The sequence below is a fragment of the Sphingobium sp. YBL2 genome, assembly GCF_000943805.1.
In the GTDB taxonomy this organism is placed as follows: Bacteria; Pseudomonadota; Alphaproteobacteria; order Sphingomonadales; family Sphingomonadaceae; genus Sphingobium; species Sphingobium fuliginis.
The window spans coordinates 66,272-81,618 of record NZ_CP010954.1 but is presented as its reverse complement, the minus strand read 5'-3'; the positions used below and the strand labels follow the sequence as shown (position 1 = coordinate 81,618).

Below are 15,347 nucleotides of genomic sequence, written 5' to 3'. Positions count from 1 at the left end.
CATGGCCATCGAACTGAAGATCCCGGCGCTGTCGCCGACGATGGAAAAGGGCACGCTGGCAAAATGGCTGGTCGCCGAGGGCGATCTGGTGAAGGCCGGCGATCTCCTCGCCGAGATCGAGACCGACAAGGCCACGATGGAATTCGAAGCCGTGGACGAGGGGAGGATAACGAACCTCGTGGTTCCCGAAGGAACGGCAGACGTTGCGGTCGGCACGGTCATTGCCGTCATGGCGGAGAATGGCGAGACCGCGCCCAGGCCGGTGCTGGCCGGCGCCGAGCCGACGATCGCCCGACCTGTCGAGGCCGCGCAAGCGCTCGCTCCATCCGCTCCAGAGTCGGTCCGGCCAAAGCCCGCGCCAAGGGTGCCGGCGCCGCGCACCCGTGTGTCGCCCGCCGAGCGGGTGAAGGTTAGCCCGCTTGCATTGCGCATTGCGGAGGCGAAGGGCATTGACCTTGGCGGCATCACCGGTACCGGCCCCAACGGCCGCATCGTTCGCGCCGATCTTGGCATCGGGCCATTGGTCACCCCGCGCCACGACCCGGTCGCACGGTCGATCGACGCCGTGCCGTCCCCTGTCGCGACCATCGCCCCACCGCCTTCCGGCGTTCCTGTCGAGACGGTCAAGCTCAGTTCGATGCGAAAGACCATCGCGCGGCGCCTCACCGAATCCAAGCAGACGGTGCCGCACTTCTACCTGACGGCACGCTGCAACATCGATCCGCTGTTGAAGCTGCGCAGAGAATTGAACGCCTCTCTCGCGCCGCGCAGCATCAAGCTCAGCGTCAACGACATGCTGATCAAGGCCCTGGCGCTCGCGCTCGTCGAAGTGCCGGACGCGAACGTCCAGTTCGGCGGCGAGGAGCTGCATCGCTTCGCGCGCGTCGACATATCGATGGCGGTTGCGATCGACGGCGGCCTCATCACTCCGGTGATCAAGGGCGCTGAGGCGCTGTCGCTTTCCGCCATAGCGACGCAGACGAAGGCGCTCGCCGCGAAGGCGCGCGATGGCAAGCTGCTGCCCGAGGAATATCAGGGCGGCACCTGCTCGATCTCCAATCTCGGCATGTTCGGGATCGACGAGATGTTTCCGGTGATCAATCCGCCCCAGGCTCTCATTCTGGGCACGGCCGCAGGGGTGGAGCAGCCGTGGAAGGTCGATGGTGCCGTGGGGCTCGCGACGATCATGGCGACGACGGCGAGCTTCGATCATCGCGCAATCGACGGCGCCCTGGCGGCCCAGTTCATGCAGTCATTCCGCGGCCTTGTCGAAACGCCGATCCTGCTGTGCAGTTGATCATGACAAGTGCCGGGGGGCGCTTGTTCTTCCTCAAATCATTCGAGGAAGGCGCTGTCCAGATCCGTGGAGCAGGAGCGGACATATCCGCCTGAAGCTGAAGGAAATTTATGCAGACCGACCCTATCGTGATTGCCAGTTATGCCCGCACTCCGATGGGCGGGTTTCAAGGCGCGTTTTCATCGGTCGCCGCAACGGAGCTTGGCGCTATCGCCGTCCGTGCGGCAGTCGAACGCGCCAAGGTGCCGGGCGAAGCAATCGACCGCATCTACATGGGATGCGTGCTGCCGGCGGCGCTCGGCCAGGCGCCGGCGCGACAGGCCGCTCTCGGCGCCGGGCTTCCGGAGAGCGTTCAGGCCACGACAGTGAACAAAATGTGCGGCTCTGGCATGCAGGCAATCATCATGGCGGCCGAAGCGCTGCGAGCGGGCGCCGCCGACGTCATCGTCGCCGGAGGCATGGAAAGCATGACCAATGCGCCCTATGCCCTTCCCAAACATCGCTCTGGCGCTCGGATCGGACATGACCGCGTCATCGACACAATGATGATGGACGGTCTCGAGGATGCCTATAGCGTGGGCAAGCCGATGGGCGCGTTCGCGCAGGATACGGCGGATGCCTATCAGTTCACGCGCGAGATGCAGGATGCCTATGCGCTTCGGTCGCTGGAGCGGGCGCGGGCCGCAATCGAAACGGGCGCCTTCGCCGAAGAAATCGTGCCGGTGCCTGTAAGGACGCGGTCAGGCTCGCAATTCATCGCAACGGACGAGCAGCCGGGGAGGGCGCGGCCGGAGAAAATACCGACGTTAAAGCCTGCATTCGCGTCAAACGGCACGATCACTGCGGCGAGTTCGGCATCGATCTCCGATGGCGCGGCGGCCATTATATTGACTCGGCGGAGCGTTGCCGAGCGGCTCAAAATGCCGGTAATAGCGCGCTTGAGCGGGGCCGCGGCGCATGCGCATGCTCCCGCGCTCTTCACCACCGCTCCCGTTCACGCCATCCGGACGTTGCTCGGCAGAACAGGCTGGTCGGTTGAGGATGTCGACCTGTTCGAGGTGAACGAAGCCTTTGCCGCGGTAGCGATGATCGCGGCGCGCGATTTGGCAATCCCCGATGACCGCCTCAATGTAAATGGCGGGGCGACAGCCCTGGGCCATCCGATAGGCGCGTCGGGCGCGCGCATTCTGGCAACCTTGCTGGCGGCGCTTCAACGCCGGGGCGGTCGGCGCGGCGTCGCGGCCCTGTGCATCGGCGGCGGCGAAGCGACCGCAATGGCAATTGAACTGATTTGAGGGAGAGACAAGCGATGAACATCGATGGCGTTGCAGCAATCGTCACGGGAGGCGCATCGGGGCTCGGGGCTGGCACGGCACTGCGCCTTGCCCGCTTAGGAGCCAGGGTCACGATCTTCGACCTCAATTCGAAGCTCGGCTCCGCACAGGCGGAGGAGTTGGGAGGACATTTCCTGGCCGTGGATGTGACGGACGAAGTCGCCGTTCACGCGGCGATCGCGGAAGCTGAGGCGCGGCACGGCGTCGCTCGCATCCTGATCAATTGCGCCGGCATCGCCACGCCGCGCAAGGTGATAGATCGCGACGGCAGTCCGATGCCGCTTGCCGACTTCTCCAGGATCGTGACGATCAATCTCATAGGTTCGTTCAATGTGCTCTCCGCCTTCGCCGCGCGGCTTCACACCGCCGAACCTGTTGGCGAGGAGCGCGGTGTCATCGTCAACACGGCGTCGGTTGCCGCCTATGATGGGCAGATCGGTCAGGCCGGCTATGCCGCGTCGAAGAGTGGAATCGTTGGAATGACACTGCCGATAGCGCGAGAGCTTGCGCGTTATGGCATAAGGGTCATGGCGATCGCACCGGGCATCTTCTGGACGCCGCTGCTCGCCGGACTGCCCCAGGAGGCCCAGGACTCCCTCGGAAAGCAGGTGCCGTTCCCCAGCCGGTTGGGGCAGCCCGGCGAATATGCGCAATTGGTGGAAAGCATCATAACCAACCCGATGTTGAACGGAGAGGTCATTCGCCTGGACGGAGCGATCAGGATGGCCCCCAAATAAGCGCGCAGCGGCGGCCCGAATGTCAAGGCAGAAATGATCGAGCGCTTTTCCGCAACGGCGCCAAATGCCGAAGCGGTTCGGGCGACTGCGGCGAGAGCATGGCCTCGCGGTCCATGCCGCCCTTGCCCTGTTCGACCCGGATCAGCATTCGCTTGCTGTCGATATTGTCGTCCTCTGTCGGAGATCCGCCTGAACGGCGTGGAGCCATGGCTTTTCAGAGGTCGGGTTTTGGGAAGAGAGAAGCGCTTCATCTTGGGGCTTCGTGGCTGAACATCTGTTTCCCGCGCGGCGACCAAGCTTGTCATCGGTGATCTCAACCGCCGGGATGGTTCGCCTTCAGAACATCCTCGATGCGATCCGCAACTTGGGTCATCGCCATCAAGCCGGTTCCACGGTCAGCACCGCAGCTTCCGCGCCCGTCACTCTCATTCTTGCACCGACTGGCGAGTCGGGGCCTCTGCACGACCAGACGCTGTCGCCCACCTTCACCCGGCCCCGGCCATTGTCGATGGGTTCGACGACGGTGACGACCTCTCCCACCAGCCGGGCGGTGCGGTCGTTGAGGAGCGGGTCTTGCGAGTCCACCGGATTGGCGGTGTACCAGCGTCGCCCGCCCCAGACCGACAGCAGGCAAAGGCCCGCGAAAAGCAGCAACTGAAGGGGGATGGAGACCGGAAACGCGAGAGCGACCAGACCGGTCAGCGCGGCGGCCAGCGCGACCCAGATCAGGAATACGCCCGGTATCACCACTTCACCCATGGCGAGCAGCGCGGCGAAGACCAGCCAGCCCCAATGGTCGTCCAGCATGGCGAGCCAGTCGGTCATGCCTGCCCCTGTCCGAACGGCCCGCGCCGCGACGGGGCAGGGGGCGGCGGTGGAGGCGCGGCGTCTCCCAGAGCCTCCCTGGCCAGCGCGCCGATGCCGCCCAATGTGCCGATCAGCTGAGTCGCCTCCACCGGAAAAAGGATCGTCTTGGCGTTGGGGGAGGTGGCGAACTGGCTCACCGCCTCGACATATTTCTGGGCGACGAAATAGTTGATCGCCTGCGCGTTGCCGCTGGCGATCGCTTCGGAAACCATCTGCGTTGCCTTGGCTTCGGCCTCCGCCTCGCGCTCGCGGGCTTCGGCGTCGCGGAAGGCGGCTTCGCGGCGGCCCTCCGCTTCCAGGATCTGGCTTTGCTTCTGCCCTTCGGCCTTCAGGATTTCCGATGCGCGCAGCCCCTCCGATTCGAGGATCAGGGCGCGCTTCTCGCGTTCGGCCTTCATCTGGCGGCCCATGGCGTTGACGATGTCGGCGGGCGGGCGGATGTCCTTGAGTTCCACGCGGGTGATCTTGATGCCCCATGCATTGGTGGCATGGTCGACCACCGAGAGCAGGCGGGCGTTGATCTCGTCGCGCTTGGACAGGGTTTCGTCCAGGTCCATCGACCCCATGACCGTGCGCAGGTTGGTGGTCGCGAGCTGCATGATCGCGACATAGAGTTCCGACACTTCATAGGCCGCCTTGGCCGCGTCCAGCACCTGGAAGAACACGACGCCGTCGACCGAGACCATGGCGTTGTCCTTGGTGATGATCTCCTGCCCCGGAATGTCGACCACCTGTTCCATCATGTTGATCTTCCGCCCGACGGCGTAGAAGAAGGCAGGGTAGAAATTCAGGCCGGGGCGCGCGACTTCGGTGAAGCGGCCGAAGCGTTCGATGGTATATTGATAGCCCTGGCGCACGACCTTGACGCTCACCGCCAGGTAGAACAGCACCAATAATGTCACCGTCAGCGCGAATGTCGTCAGCATCTCTGCCTCTCCCCCGAAATCCGCTTGGACTATGACGCGAAATCATGAATGGGAAAAGGCAAAGTGATAGGAGTTCCATCATGTTGTTGCGCCACGCCCGATCGCTGCTGTTCCTTCCCGCGTCCAACCCGCGCGCCATTGCCAAGGCGCGGACGCTGTCCTGCGACATGGTGATACTGGATCTGGAGGATGCGGTGCCCGACGGCCGCAAGGAAGAAGCGCTGGCCAATGCGGTCGAAGCGGTTGCGGAGGGATTTGGCAGTCGTCTCTCGGCAGTGCGCATCAATGTCGAGGGCGCGCCCTCTCATGGGCGGGAGATGGTCGCGCTCAAGGCATCGGCCGCGGATTATGTGGTGCTGCCCAAGGTGGAAAATCCCCGTCAGGTGAAGGATGTGTTCAGCGTCTGCCACAAGCCGGTGATCGCGATGATCGAGAGCGCGACGGGCGTGCTGGCGGCGCAGGCGATCGCGGCGGCGGAGGGCTGCGCGGGGCTGTTCATGGGGAATAACGATCTGCGGCAGGATTTGGGGATACCGCCGTCGGCCGGGCGGGAAGGGCTGGCCCTGTCCCTGCAATCCGTCATCCTTGCGGCGCGAGCGGCGGGGATCGCCGTGTTCGATGGTGTCTTCAACCGGCTGGACGATGAAGCGGGTTTCGAAAGCGAGTGCGCGGCGGGGCATGCGCTGGGCTTCGACGGCAAGACGCTGATCCATCCGAGCCAGGTGCCGGTCGCCAATCAGGTGTTCGGTCCCGACCCCCAGGCCGTCGCCGATGCACGGCGGCTGGTCGAGGCGGCGACGGGCGGGGCCGAGCGGTTCGAGGGGCGAATGATCGAAAGCATGCATGTCGAGGAGGCGAGGGCGCTGATCGCGCGGGCCGACGCCGTGACGGCATAGCCGATGCCGGAACTGAAATATCCGCATGGATAACCCGGTGCAACGGTCATAAAATCAGGGAAAGGACGTGAATCCGCGATGTTTCCGGATGCGTCATAAATGTCACTGTCAAATAAAAATTAATGGCATTTTTATGGCAAAATGTTAATGTTTGATTTGCGGGGTCGGAGATTCTGCGAGGTCCATCATGTCCAGGTTGAGGATGGCGGCGAGTGCCGCCAGTTGTATCGTTGCGCTCTTTTTCGGCGGCGCTGCGTCCGCGGGGGAGGTACAGTGCTGGCAGCCTTATGAAATAGAGGCAGCGCGTGTCAGAGATCTTCAGATCATGTTGATGCTGGGATCGCTGAAATGCCGATCGACCAATAGCGAAATCACCGCGAAATACGATAAATTCTATGAGAGGATGGGAAATGCGGACAAATATAATAATGCATTGAAACTGCGTTTCATGCGTGAAAACGGCATTGCCGACGGGCAACGTGCCTATGACGACTTCATCACGAAAATGGCCAACAGTCATACGGATGGCGTGCAATCGGCGGGTTTCTGTCAAATGGCCGACACGCTGATGACGTTGGCCACCAACGCCGGTCAGGACGAACTGCCTGTGTTGGCGCGGAATTTTTCGGAAAAGCCGGCTGGCGTGGGCGATGTCTGTGAACTGAAGACGGCTGCTGCGGCGCCTTTGGCCGCGCCGCCGCCGGTGGCGGAACCAGCGATGCCGGTTGCCGTGGCGGAAGCGGCACCGCCCGCCGTCACGCCGCAATCGGCGGCCGCAGCGCTGGAGGCGGCGGCCATTGCGCTACAATCGGCTGCCGCGAGCCTCAAGACTCCGGCTGCCGATGTGGCGCCGAAGGATGCCGTGTCGGATGCCCAGCCGACGATGGTGGCTGTGGCGAAGCCGGTGAGTTGAGGGTGTCATGGGTGCCGCGCCTTTGGGGAGCGCGGCACGGGGAAATGCGAGCCCCGGAACGCTTTTTCAGTCCCCGCTGCGTTCCTCCGGTCTCCATCCCCGGCTCACCGCTTCTCAGCGTTTTTCATATCTCCAGTTGCGGCCCTTGCCCGCCGCGATCCATTCGACCGCCTGTGCGATGCGCCTGTCGCGGGTGGCATCCGTTTGCGCATCGTTGATCCACTCGCAATAGTCGCGCACCTTGCCGGGCGGGAAGCCTGCCCATGTTGCCGCGGCGGCAGGGTCGGCGTCGAGGGCCGCCGCGAAAGCGGGATGCAGGGGGAGCGGTGCGCGAGGCGTCTTCACGCCGCTGCGTGGCTCGTTGCCTGCCTCTATCAACGCCATGGCTTTCCTCAAAAGAGCTGCGATCGTGGCATCGTCCGGCAGATCTTGCAGGCTTCGAATCCGGCCGAACTGGCCCATGGCTTCGCCACGACTGCTGTCCGGCGCAACCTTGTCATGCCAGAAGCCGAAGGCGACATGCCGCTGGAAGCCGGCCATGTTGCAGAGGTTTTTGTCCCGATAGGTGAAGAAGGGCATGCCCCATTTGACGGTTTCCGCAATGTCCGGCGATGCCGCGTGGATCAGACCGCGCAAATGGCGGAGGATCGGCTGTGCGAAATCGGCCTGCCGGGCGATGTAGGCGTCGATGCGGGGATCGACCGCCATCGCCATCAGCCCTGCCGGTGCCGGGCGGTCAGCAGATAGTTGATCGCCTTGTTGGGCGAAAGGATGAAGCCCCTGGCCGGTGAGAAGCTGAGTCCGCTGCTGTCGATCACCTCCAGCCCCGCATTCTCCAGCAGCTTCGCAAGTTCCTCGGGATTGAGGAATTTGTGCCAGTCATGCGTGCCCTTGGGGATGCCGCCGATGCTTTCCCCGATGGTGATCATGGCAAGGCGGGAGAGGGGGGTGCGGTTGGGCGTCGAAAGGATCAGCAGGCCGTCCGGGGCCATCTTTTCCGCCAGCGCGGCGACGAAGGCTGCCGGGTCCGCCACATGTTCGATCACCTCCATGCAGGTGACGAGGTCGAAACCTGTTTCCTCCAGTCGTTCCACCGGCGTGGCGCGATAGTCGATGGCGAGGCCTTGCCCCGCGGCATGGTTGCGCGCCACGGCGATATTCTCCTCCGCCGCATCCAGCGCGGTCAGGCTAGCGCCCAGGCGCGCCAGCGGTTCGGCCAGCAGGCCGGCGCCGCAGCCGACGTCCAGGGCGCGGCGGCCCGCCAGCGGACGGAAATCATGGCTCCGCCCCGGCCAATGCCGGTCGACGGCATCGCGAATATAGCGCAGCCGGACCGGATTGAGCTTGTGCAGCATGGCGCTGCTGCCATGGGGATTCCACCAGTCGGCGGCCATGGTGCCGAAATGGGCGGCTTCACGCGGGTCGATGGTGCTGGACGCAATATTCTCCATGGCCTCCTGCTACCAGTGTCCGGGGGTGCAGGCTATGGCTGTTTTTCGGCCTGTCTTGCATTGCCCGGCGCCGCCGATCCGAATTCGCGCGCCTTGTCCTCCTGGTCGAGGCGACGGTAGAGGTCCCGCGTCGCATCCTCGGTGCGGCGCATCTCTTCCGGCGTCCGGTGCCTGCGGTTGCTGAGCATCACGAAAATCAGCACGATCCCGAGCAGGATCGGCCCGCCGATCGTCACCATCGCCCATAAGCTGCTTTCCATCGCATCCTCCGTTCCTGGTCCCCGGACGGGCAATGACCGGCAGGCGGGTCGGTTCCTTCCGCTGCTGCCGCTACTCTGTCGCTTTGCTTGCCATATTCGCCGCTGCTGCTAATAGGAGCGCCGTTTTCGCGCCCCTCCGGGGCATTTTATTTCTTTTCAGCAGGCGGGTTCGACAGGCAAATGGCGCGCATCGTGATGAAATTCGGCGGCACCTCCATGGCGGGGATGGAGCGAATTCGCAACGTGGCCGCACGGGTCAAACATGTCGTCGAACAGGGGCATGAGGTCGCCGTCGTCGTATCCGCCATGGCGGGGGAGACCGACCGGCTGGTGGGTTTCTGCAAGGAAGCCTCGCCGCTCTACGATCCGGCGGAATATGATGTCGTCGTTGCTTCCGGCGAACAGGTGACGAGCGGCCTGCTGGCCATGACGCTGAAGGCGATGGGCGTGGATGCGCGGAGCTGGCTCGGCTGGCAGCTTCCGATCCGCACCAACGAAGCCCATGCCAAGGCGCGCATCGGGGACATCGACACGATCGACCTGCTGGCGTCGATGCGGTCGGGCACGGTGGCGGTCATCCCCGGCTTTCAGGGCATGATGGAGGATGGCCGCATCTCCACCCTCGGCCGCGGCGGGTCCGATACCTCGGCCGTTGCCGTCGCGGCGGCGGTGAAGGCGGACCGCTGCGACATCTATACCGACGTCGACGGCGTCTACACCACCGATCCCCGCATCGTGGCGCGGGCGCGCAAGCTCGACCTCGTCACCTATGAGGAGATGCTGGAACTGGCTTCGGTCGGCGCCAAGGTGCTCCAGACCCGCTCGGTCGGCCTCGCCATGAAGGAAGGCGTGGTCGTGCAGGTGCTTTCCTCCTTCGATGATCCCACCCAGGACGACCTCCCCGGCACGCTGATCGTCAGCGAAGAGGAACTGGAAGCCAAGCTCAAGGAAGACAAGATGGAACGTCAGCTCATCACCGGCATCGCCCATGACAAGAATGAGGCGAAGATCACCCTGACCCGCGTGCCGGACCGTCCGGGCGCGGTGGCGCACATCTTCGGGCCGCTGGCCGACGCCGCGATCAACGTGGACATGATCATCCAGAATGTCGGCCGCGACAAGGGCGAGACGGACGTGACCTTCACCGTGCCGGGCGCGGATCTTGCACGGGCGCTGGACGTGCTGGAAAGCCAGAAGGACGTGATCGGCTTCAACCGGGTGATCCCGGATACGAAGGTGGCGAAGGTGTCGGTCGTCGGCGTCGGCATGAAGAGCCATGCGGGCGTCGCCAGCACCATGTTCAAGTCGCTGGCTGATCGCGGCATCAATATCCTCGCCATCTCGACCAGCGAGATCAAGGTTTCGGTGCTGATCGACGAGGATGAGACCGAACTGGCGGTGCGTGTGCTGCACACGGCCTATGGCCTGGACGCGCCGGTCGCTTGACCTTTCCTTCCCTGCCCTTCAGGGGAGGGGCCGGGGATGGGGGACTGCCCCACAAAATAGCGCGTGGGGAGAACCCCCACCCCAACCCCTCCCCTGAAGGGGAGGGGCTTTATGATTCTAAGGGCTTGAACATGACCAACGCCAAACTCGCTTCCCTGATGGCCCGCGGCACCGATTTCCTGGGTTGCGAGGTCGCGATCCTGTGCGGGGCGATGAGCTGGGTGTCGGAGCGCAATCTGGTTGCGGCCATCTCCAATGCGGGCGGCTTCGGCGTGATCGCCTGCGGGGCCATGACTCCCGAGCTGCTCGACAGGGAGATCGCGGCGACCAAGGCGCTGACGGGCAAGCCCTTCGGCGTCAACCTCATCACCATGCACCCGCAGCTTTTCGAGCTGATCGAGGTTTGCGCGAAACATGAGGTCGGACATGTCGTCCTCGCCGGCGGCCTGCCGCCCAAGGGCAGTATCGAGGCGATCAAGGAGAAGGGCGCGAAGCTGATCTGCTTCGCTCCCGCGCTGGCGCTGGCCAAGAAGCTGGCGCGTTCCGGGGTGGATGCGCTGGTGATCGAGGGCATGGAGGCGGGCGGACATATCGGCCCGGTGTCGACCAGCGTGCTGGCGCAGGAAATCCTGCCGGAAATGGCGTCGCAGCTTCCCGTCTTCGTCGCCGGCGGCATCGGGCGTGGCGAACTGATCGCCGGCTATCTGGAAATGGGCGCGGCGGGCGTGCAGCTGGGCACCCGCTTTGCCTGCGCGGTCGAGAGCATCGCCCATCCGAACTTCAAGAAGGCCTTTTTCCGTGCATCGGCCCGCGATGCGATCGCCAGCGTGCAGATCGACCCGCGCCTGCCGGTCATCCCCGTGCGGGCGCTGAAAAACGCGGGAACCGAGGCCTTTACGGCCAAGCAGCGGGAGGTCGCCAATCTGCTCGACAGCGGCGCGGTCGACATGGGCGAGGCGCAGCTCCAGATCGAACATTATTGGGCGGGTGCGCTTCGCCGCGCCGTGATCGACGGCGATGTCGAGGGCGGTTCGCTGATGGCCGGGCAGTCGGTGGGCATGGTGTCGAAGGAGGAGCCGGTGGCCGACATCATCGCGCAATTGATGGACGAAGCGGCGGCGGCGCTGGAACGGCGCATCTAGGATATCGTGCAGAAAAGCGGGACCGGTTTTCTGCTTCAAAGGATACGCAACAAAAACTTGGAGCGCGCGACCAGCGTCCGATTTTGACGCAGCGGCCTGGGGCATACCGCATTCCCTTCGCAGGTGCGCGTCGCAGGGCAAATGGGACGAACCGAATCCCTCCCCGGACGAGCCGAGCCCGCTTTGGTCGTCAGGAACGCTTCGCTCTGCGATGAGTTGTGACGTCCGGATAATGATCAAAGGGATGCCAGGGTGCCGCCGCGTACCGTCGTTCGCCGTTTCTGTGAGTTTGCATCTGTCACCGCGCTCGCGCTGATCGCAGGCTGTTCCACGCCCGAGAAGAAGGCGCCGCCCACGCCGCCACCCCCGGTGGTGCCCACGATAAAGCCCCTGCCGCCGATGGGGGCGGTCGAGGAAATGGGCATTCCGGATGTGGGCGAGGACGGTAAATATCTGACGCCCAATCGCGGCGTGACGGCCAATACGGCGCTGTGGCACGTGCGCATGGCGCTGAACGTCGCGGCGCTTTCCTGTCATGGCGTGAACGAACCGGCGCGCATCCAGTATAACCGGATATTGCATGTGCATGAGGCGGCCCTGCGCGAAGCGAACGCGGCGGTCGACCGCAATTATTATGTCGCTTACGGTCAGGGCGGGCTGAAGGCGCGGGAACTGCTCAACACCGTCGTCTATAATTTCTTTGCGCTGCCGCCGGTGACGAAAAGCTTCTGCCCCGTGGCCATAGAGGTGGGGGCGAAGATACTGGCCATGCCGTCGAACCAGCTGCTGGCCTATGCGCCCGAAGCGCTCACCCAATTGGAAAAGCCGTTCCAGGAATTCTACGCCGCCTATGCCGATTATCTGCGGCGGCTGGCCGAATGGCAGTCGCGCTTCGGCGGGACGGTGAGCGTGGTGGTGTCGCCAACGCCGCTGCCGCCGCCGCCGACCCCGCCCAGGGAGATCGCGGCCGGTTTTGCGCCCGGTGCGCCGGGGACGCCGCCATCGGCTCTGGTGCCCGGCGCTCCGGTACGGGTAGAGGTGCCGACATTCCCGCTGACGCCCATGCGGGAAACCTTCATTCCCGCGCAATAATCCCTCAGTCGCGCGTGTCGAAACGGCGCCGGGCTTCCTCCACCGCTTCCAGATTGCGCTCCGCCCAGACCCAGACGCCGCAAAAGGCGGCGCTGAGGCTGTTGCCGAGCGGCGTCAGCGCATATTCGACGCGCGGCGGCACCACGGGATGGACGGTGCGGATGACGAGGCCGTCGCGCTCCATCTGACGCAATGTCTGGGTCAGCATCTTCTGGCTGATGCCTTCCACCTGTTCGGCAATGCGGGTGAAGCGGAGCGTGCCCCTTTCCTCCAGCAGTTCGAGGACCAGCAGCGTCCATTTATCCGCGACCCGGCCGATCAGATCGTTGACGAGTCGTTCGATCCGAGGGTCCAGCGGCGCTTCGGGATTGGTGTCGATAAAGGCTTCCGCTTCGGCGATTTCAGCCGGGGCAAAACGTTTTTGCAACGGATTTTCCATTTCTCACCTCTTGGTGCGTATGGCACTTTTCGGTGCCTTCTTTCAAAAAGAGAGTGTAGCTCTAGATTGCCGGTCACACCATCGCAAAAGGAGAAGACCATGCGTAAGAGCGGCAACACCATCCTCATCACCGGCGGCGGTTCCGGCATCGGCGCGGCGCTGGCGCATGAATTCCATGCGGCCGGCAATCAGGTCATCATCGCCGGGCGGCGGCAGGCGGCGCTGGACGCCGTGGCGGCGGAGCATCCGGGCATGGCAGCCCTGACCGTCGACATGGAGGACGCGGCGGCGATCGCGGCCTTCGCCGGAAAGCTGGTCGCGGACTTCCCCGCGCTCAATGTCGTGATCCATAATGCCGGGATCATGGTTGTGGAGGAGCGGATCGACCTTGCCATAGCGGAGGCCACCGTCGCCACGAACCTGTTGGGGCCGATCCGCCTGACCCATGTGTTGCTGCCGCATCTGCTGGGGCTGGAGGCGGCGACGCTGATGACGGTGACGTCGGGTCTGGCCTTCGTCCCGCTGGCGGCCACTCCCACCTACAGCGCAACCAAGGCGGCGCTCCATAGCTGGTCGCAGTCGATGCGGCATCAGCTCAGGGGTAGCAATGTCGAGGTGATCGAACTGGCGCCGCCGGGAGTGCAGACCGACCTGATGCCCGGCCATGCGGAAAATCCGCAGATGATGCCGCTGGACGAATTCATAGCGGAAGTCATGGGGCTGCTGGCGCAGCAGCCGCCGCTGGAGGAAATCTGCGTCGAACGGGTGAAGTTCCTGCGCGAAGCGGAGCGGCGCGGGGAGTTTGAGCAGGTGTTCGGGATTTTGAACGCCGGGCATTGAGCGGACATGAAACCTCCCCATGCCCGGCATGGGGAGGATTATGGGGCCTCATGACGCTGGCGTGGTCGTCGAAGGCGCCTTTGGCGGCAAGGGGAACAGGCGGACGAAGCGTGCCGCAAGGGCCCTGTCCCCCTCCACCTGAAGCGAGTCGGCCACGTCCTCGAACGTCAGGCCGCCATAGATCACGGCGGCCAGTCCATTCTGGTCGCCGGAGAAGATTGCGTCCGCACCGCCCGCTTCGCCGCGCCCGGCGGTGAAATCGCCATCCTTCAGGGTCAGGCGGAACTCCTCCTCCCCGAAGCGCAGGCCGATGGTCGCATCCAGATCGCCTATGCGGTCTCGGTCGATCATCGTGCGCATCGACAGGATCACCGACGCATTGCTCATCGGCATGCCGGGCTGCATCGTGGGAGAGCGGGATGCCCAGCGTCCCAGCACCTGGAACAATATCTCCGACTCGCGGCCCCATTCCGTCAGCTCATAAATCTGGCTGGCGGCGGGCGGGGGCAGGCGGCGGCGGATGAGGATGCTGGCCGCTTCCAGCTCCTCCAGCCTTTGCGTCAGCACGTTGGCGCTGATTCCGGGCAGGCTGGCGCGCAAATCGGTGAAACGCTTGGGACCGAGCATCAATTCCCGCATGATCAGCATGGCCCAGCGATCCCCGATCAGGTCCAGCGCATGGGCCGTTGCACAACCATCCTGATAGGCCCGCTTTTTCACGAGAGGAAGTCCTTGGTTATTTTTCCTAACTTATAGGTTGTATAAGATAATCTATCAGTGCATAAAGTTCAAGCCGGTGAGTCGGGAAAAGGCCACAGGCCAGGATGATCCCAAGGAGATGTGTGATGCCGAACGCCCCCGCTCCGAAAATGATTTTCGTCAACCTGCCGGTGAAGGATCTGGCCGCCTCGATAGCCTTTTACGAGGCGGTGGGCGCGGTCCGGAACAATGATTTTGCGGACGACAGCGCGCAGATGCTGAGCTTTTCCGACAATATCCACGTGATGCTGCTGACGCGGGAGCGGTTTGCCGGCTTCACGCCGCGTCGCATTCCGGACGCGCATGAAACGGCCCAGGTGCTGCTTGCCCTTAGCGAGGCGAGCCGCGCCGATGTCGACCGGACGACGGAGAAGGCGTTGGCGGCGGGCGGTGCGGAGCCCAATCCCCGGCAGGACCATGGCTTCATGTACGGCCGCAGCTTTGCCGACCTGGACGGCCATATCTGGGAAGTGGCGTGGATGGATATGGAAGCGGCGCTGGCGGTGAACAAGGAAGCCGCCGCCTGAACTCCGCCTTTCCTTAAGGAGAGAAACGATGAGCTATATGGACGGTTTCGTGATCCCCGTGCCCAAGGGCAACAAGGAGCGGTACAGGGAAGTGGCGGCCTATGCCGCGCCGATCTTCATCGAACATGGCGCGCTGCGGGTCGTGGAATGCTGGGCGAACGACGTCAAGCCGGGCAAGGTCAACGATTTCCGCACCGCCGTGATCGCGGAGGAGGATGAGGAGGTCGTCTTTTCCTGGATCGAATGGCCCGACAAGGCGACTCGCGATGCAGGGGCGGAGAAGGTCATGAACGATCCGCGGATGGAGCCGAAGGAAGGGGAAGACATGCCTTTCGCCGGTGCGCGGCTGATCTATGGCGGGTTCGAAGTGCTGCTCGACGCCAGGGCCTGAGGGCAGGGATCGAAAACTGGGCTTGAGGGA

At 64.0% G+C, this 15,347-nt stretch carries 18 protein-coding genes; 11 read left to right on the top strand and 7 right to left on the bottom strand.

What is annotated here, in order from left to right; genetic code table 11:
• The first annotated feature begins 1 nt into the window (after nucleotide 1).
• The 3 genes from TZ53_RS00425 to TZ53_RS00415 all read left to right on the top strand — a co-directional run bounded on the left by TZ53_RS00425 (nucleotide 2) and on the right by TZ53_RS00415 (nucleotide 3,368).
• Entirely contained in the window at nucleotides 2-1,297 is a 1,296-nt protein-coding gene (locus tag TZ53_RS00425) for a pyruvate dehydrogenase complex dihydrolipoamide acetyltransferase (RefSeq protein ID WP_044660062.1), read from the top strand.
• 110 nt (nucleotides 1,298-1,407) lie between these two features.
• Nucleotides 1,408-2,592 (top strand): acetyl-CoA C-acyltransferase, encoded by a 1,185-nt coding sequence (locus TZ53_RS00420; RefSeq protein ID WP_044660061.1) that lies wholly within the window; start codon nucleotides 1,408-1,410, stop codon nucleotides 2,590-2,592.
• A 14-nt stretch (nucleotides 2,593-2,606) separates the two neighbouring features.
• Nucleotides 2,607-3,368 (top strand): SDR family NAD(P)-dependent oxidoreductase, encoded by a 762-nt coding sequence (locus TZ53_RS00415; RefSeq protein WP_044660060.1) that lies wholly within the window; start codon nucleotides 2,607-2,609, stop codon nucleotides 3,366-3,368.
• Nucleotides 3,369-3,746: 378 nt separating this feature from the next.
• Here TZ53_RS00415 and TZ53_RS00410 read toward each other — a convergent pair whose 3' ends face one another.
• Together TZ53_RS00410 and TZ53_RS00405 are read right to left on the bottom strand one after the other, a co-directional pair.
• Nucleotides 3,747-4,193: an NfeD family protein gene (locus tag TZ53_RS00410; protein ID WP_025551422.1), complete on the bottom strand. Its 447-nt coding sequence runs from the start codon at nucleotides 4,191-4,193 to the stop codon at nucleotides 3,747-3,749.
• Complete coding sequence (locus TZ53_RS00405; RefSeq protein WP_044660059.1) at nucleotides 4,190-5,161, bottom strand: SPFH domain-containing protein; 972 nt, start codon at nucleotides 5,159-5,161, stop codon at nucleotides 4,190-4,192. The genes TZ53_RS00410 and TZ53_RS00405 overlap by 4 nt, the downstream gene beginning before the upstream one ends.
• An 80-nt stretch (nucleotides 5,162-5,241) precedes the next feature.
• Between TZ53_RS00405 and TZ53_RS00400 the strand changes: the two genes are divergently transcribed.
• Nucleotides 5,242-6,057, top strand: coding sequence for an HpcH/HpaI aldolase/citrate lyase family protein (locus TZ53_RS00400; RefSeq protein ID WP_044660058.1), 816 nt, complete (start codon nucleotides 5,242-5,244; stop codon nucleotides 6,055-6,057).
• A 325-nt stretch (nucleotides 6,058-6,382) separates the two neighbouring features.
• On the top strand, nucleotides 6,383-6,970 hold the full coding sequence (locus tag TZ53_RS00395; RefSeq protein ID WP_044660057.1) for a hypothetical protein: 588 nt from the start codon (nucleotides 6,383-6,385) through the stop codon (nucleotides 6,968-6,970).
• Nucleotides 6,971-7,084: 114 nt separating this feature from the next.
• Here TZ53_RS00395 and TZ53_RS00390 read toward each other — a convergent pair whose 3' ends face one another.
• The 3 genes from TZ53_RS00390 to TZ53_RS00380 are packed head-to-tail and all read right to left on the bottom strand — an operon-like array spanning nucleotide 7,085 to nucleotide 8,681.
• Nucleotides 7,085-7,678 carry a YdeI/OmpD-associated family protein gene (locus TZ53_RS00390; protein ID WP_044662742.1) on the bottom strand — a complete coding sequence of 198 codons (594 nt, stop codon included), beginning with the start codon at nucleotides 7,676-7,678 and terminating at the stop codon, nucleotides 7,085-7,087.
• Nucleotides 7,679-7,683: 5 nt separating this feature from the next.
• Nucleotides 7,684-8,421, bottom strand: a complete 738-nt coding sequence (gene ubiG / locus TZ53_RS00385) for a bifunctional 2-polyprenyl-6-hydroxyphenol methylase/3-demethylubiquinol 3-O-methyltransferase UbiG (RefSeq protein ID WP_044660056.1) — start codon at nucleotides 8,419-8,421, stop codon at nucleotides 7,684-7,686.
• Between the two features lie 32 nt (nucleotides 8,422-8,453).
• Nucleotides 8,454-8,681, bottom strand: a complete 228-nt coding sequence (locus TZ53_RS00380; protein ID WP_044660055.1) for a hypothetical protein — start codon at nucleotides 8,679-8,681, stop codon at nucleotides 8,454-8,456.
• Between the two features lie 180 nt (nucleotides 8,682-8,861).
• Here TZ53_RS00380 and TZ53_RS00375 point away from each other — a divergent pair, with 180 nt between their 5' ends.
• From TZ53_RS00375 to TZ53_RS00365, 3 genes are all read left to right on the top strand, one after another.
• A complete protein-coding gene (locus tag TZ53_RS00375; protein WP_025551431.1) occupies nucleotides 8,862-10,127 on the top strand; it encodes an aspartate kinase in 1,266 nt (421 codons plus the stop codon).
• A 131-nt stretch (nucleotides 10,128-10,258) separates the two neighbouring features.
• Nucleotides 10,259-11,269 carry an NAD(P)H-dependent flavin oxidoreductase gene (locus TZ53_RS00370; protein WP_044660054.1) on the top strand — a complete coding sequence of 337 codons (1,011 nt, stop codon included), beginning with the start codon at nucleotides 10,259-10,261 and terminating at the stop codon, nucleotides 11,267-11,269.
• A 252-nt stretch (nucleotides 11,270-11,521) separates the two neighbouring features.
• Nucleotides 11,522-12,361: a hypothetical protein gene (locus tag TZ53_RS00365; protein WP_044660053.1), complete on the top strand. Its 840-nt coding sequence runs from the start codon at nucleotides 11,522-11,524 to the stop codon at nucleotides 12,359-12,361.
• Nucleotides 12,362-12,365: 4 nt separating this feature from the next.
• On the opposite strand, the gene TZ53_RS00360 is transcribed toward TZ53_RS00365, so the two are convergent.
• Nucleotides 12,366-12,800, bottom strand: a complete 435-nt coding sequence (locus TZ53_RS00360; protein WP_025552091.1) for a winged helix-turn-helix transcriptional regulator — start codon at nucleotides 12,798-12,800, stop codon at nucleotides 12,366-12,368.
• Nucleotides 12,801-12,899: 99 nt separating this feature from the next.
• On the opposite strand from TZ53_RS00360, the gene TZ53_RS00355 reads away from it, so the two are divergent.
• Nucleotides 12,900-13,640, top strand: a complete 741-nt coding sequence (locus tag TZ53_RS00355) for an SDR family oxidoreductase (RefSeq protein WP_044660052.1) — start codon at nucleotides 12,900-12,902, stop codon at nucleotides 13,638-13,640.
• A gap of 48 nt (nucleotides 13,641-13,688) precedes the next feature.
• Here TZ53_RS00355 and TZ53_RS00350 read toward each other — a convergent pair whose 3' ends face one another.
• On the bottom strand, nucleotides 13,689-14,360 hold the full coding sequence (locus TZ53_RS00350) for a winged helix-turn-helix transcriptional regulator (protein WP_044660051.1): 672 nt from the start codon (nucleotides 14,358-14,360) through the stop codon (nucleotides 13,689-13,691).
• 125 nt (nucleotides 14,361-14,485) lie between these two features.
• Between TZ53_RS00350 and TZ53_RS00345 the strand changes: the two genes are divergently transcribed.
• Nucleotides 14,486-14,926 (top strand): VOC family protein, encoded by a 441-nt coding sequence (locus TZ53_RS00345; RefSeq protein ID WP_025552095.1) that lies wholly within the window; start codon nucleotides 14,486-14,488, stop codon nucleotides 14,924-14,926.
• A 28-nt stretch (nucleotides 14,927-14,954) separates the two neighbouring features.
• Complete coding sequence (locus TZ53_RS00340; RefSeq protein ID WP_044660050.1) at nucleotides 14,955-15,317, top strand: DUF1428 domain-containing protein; 363 nt, start codon at nucleotides 14,955-14,957, stop codon at nucleotides 15,315-15,317.
• Nucleotides 15,318-15,347: the final 30 nt, after the last annotated feature.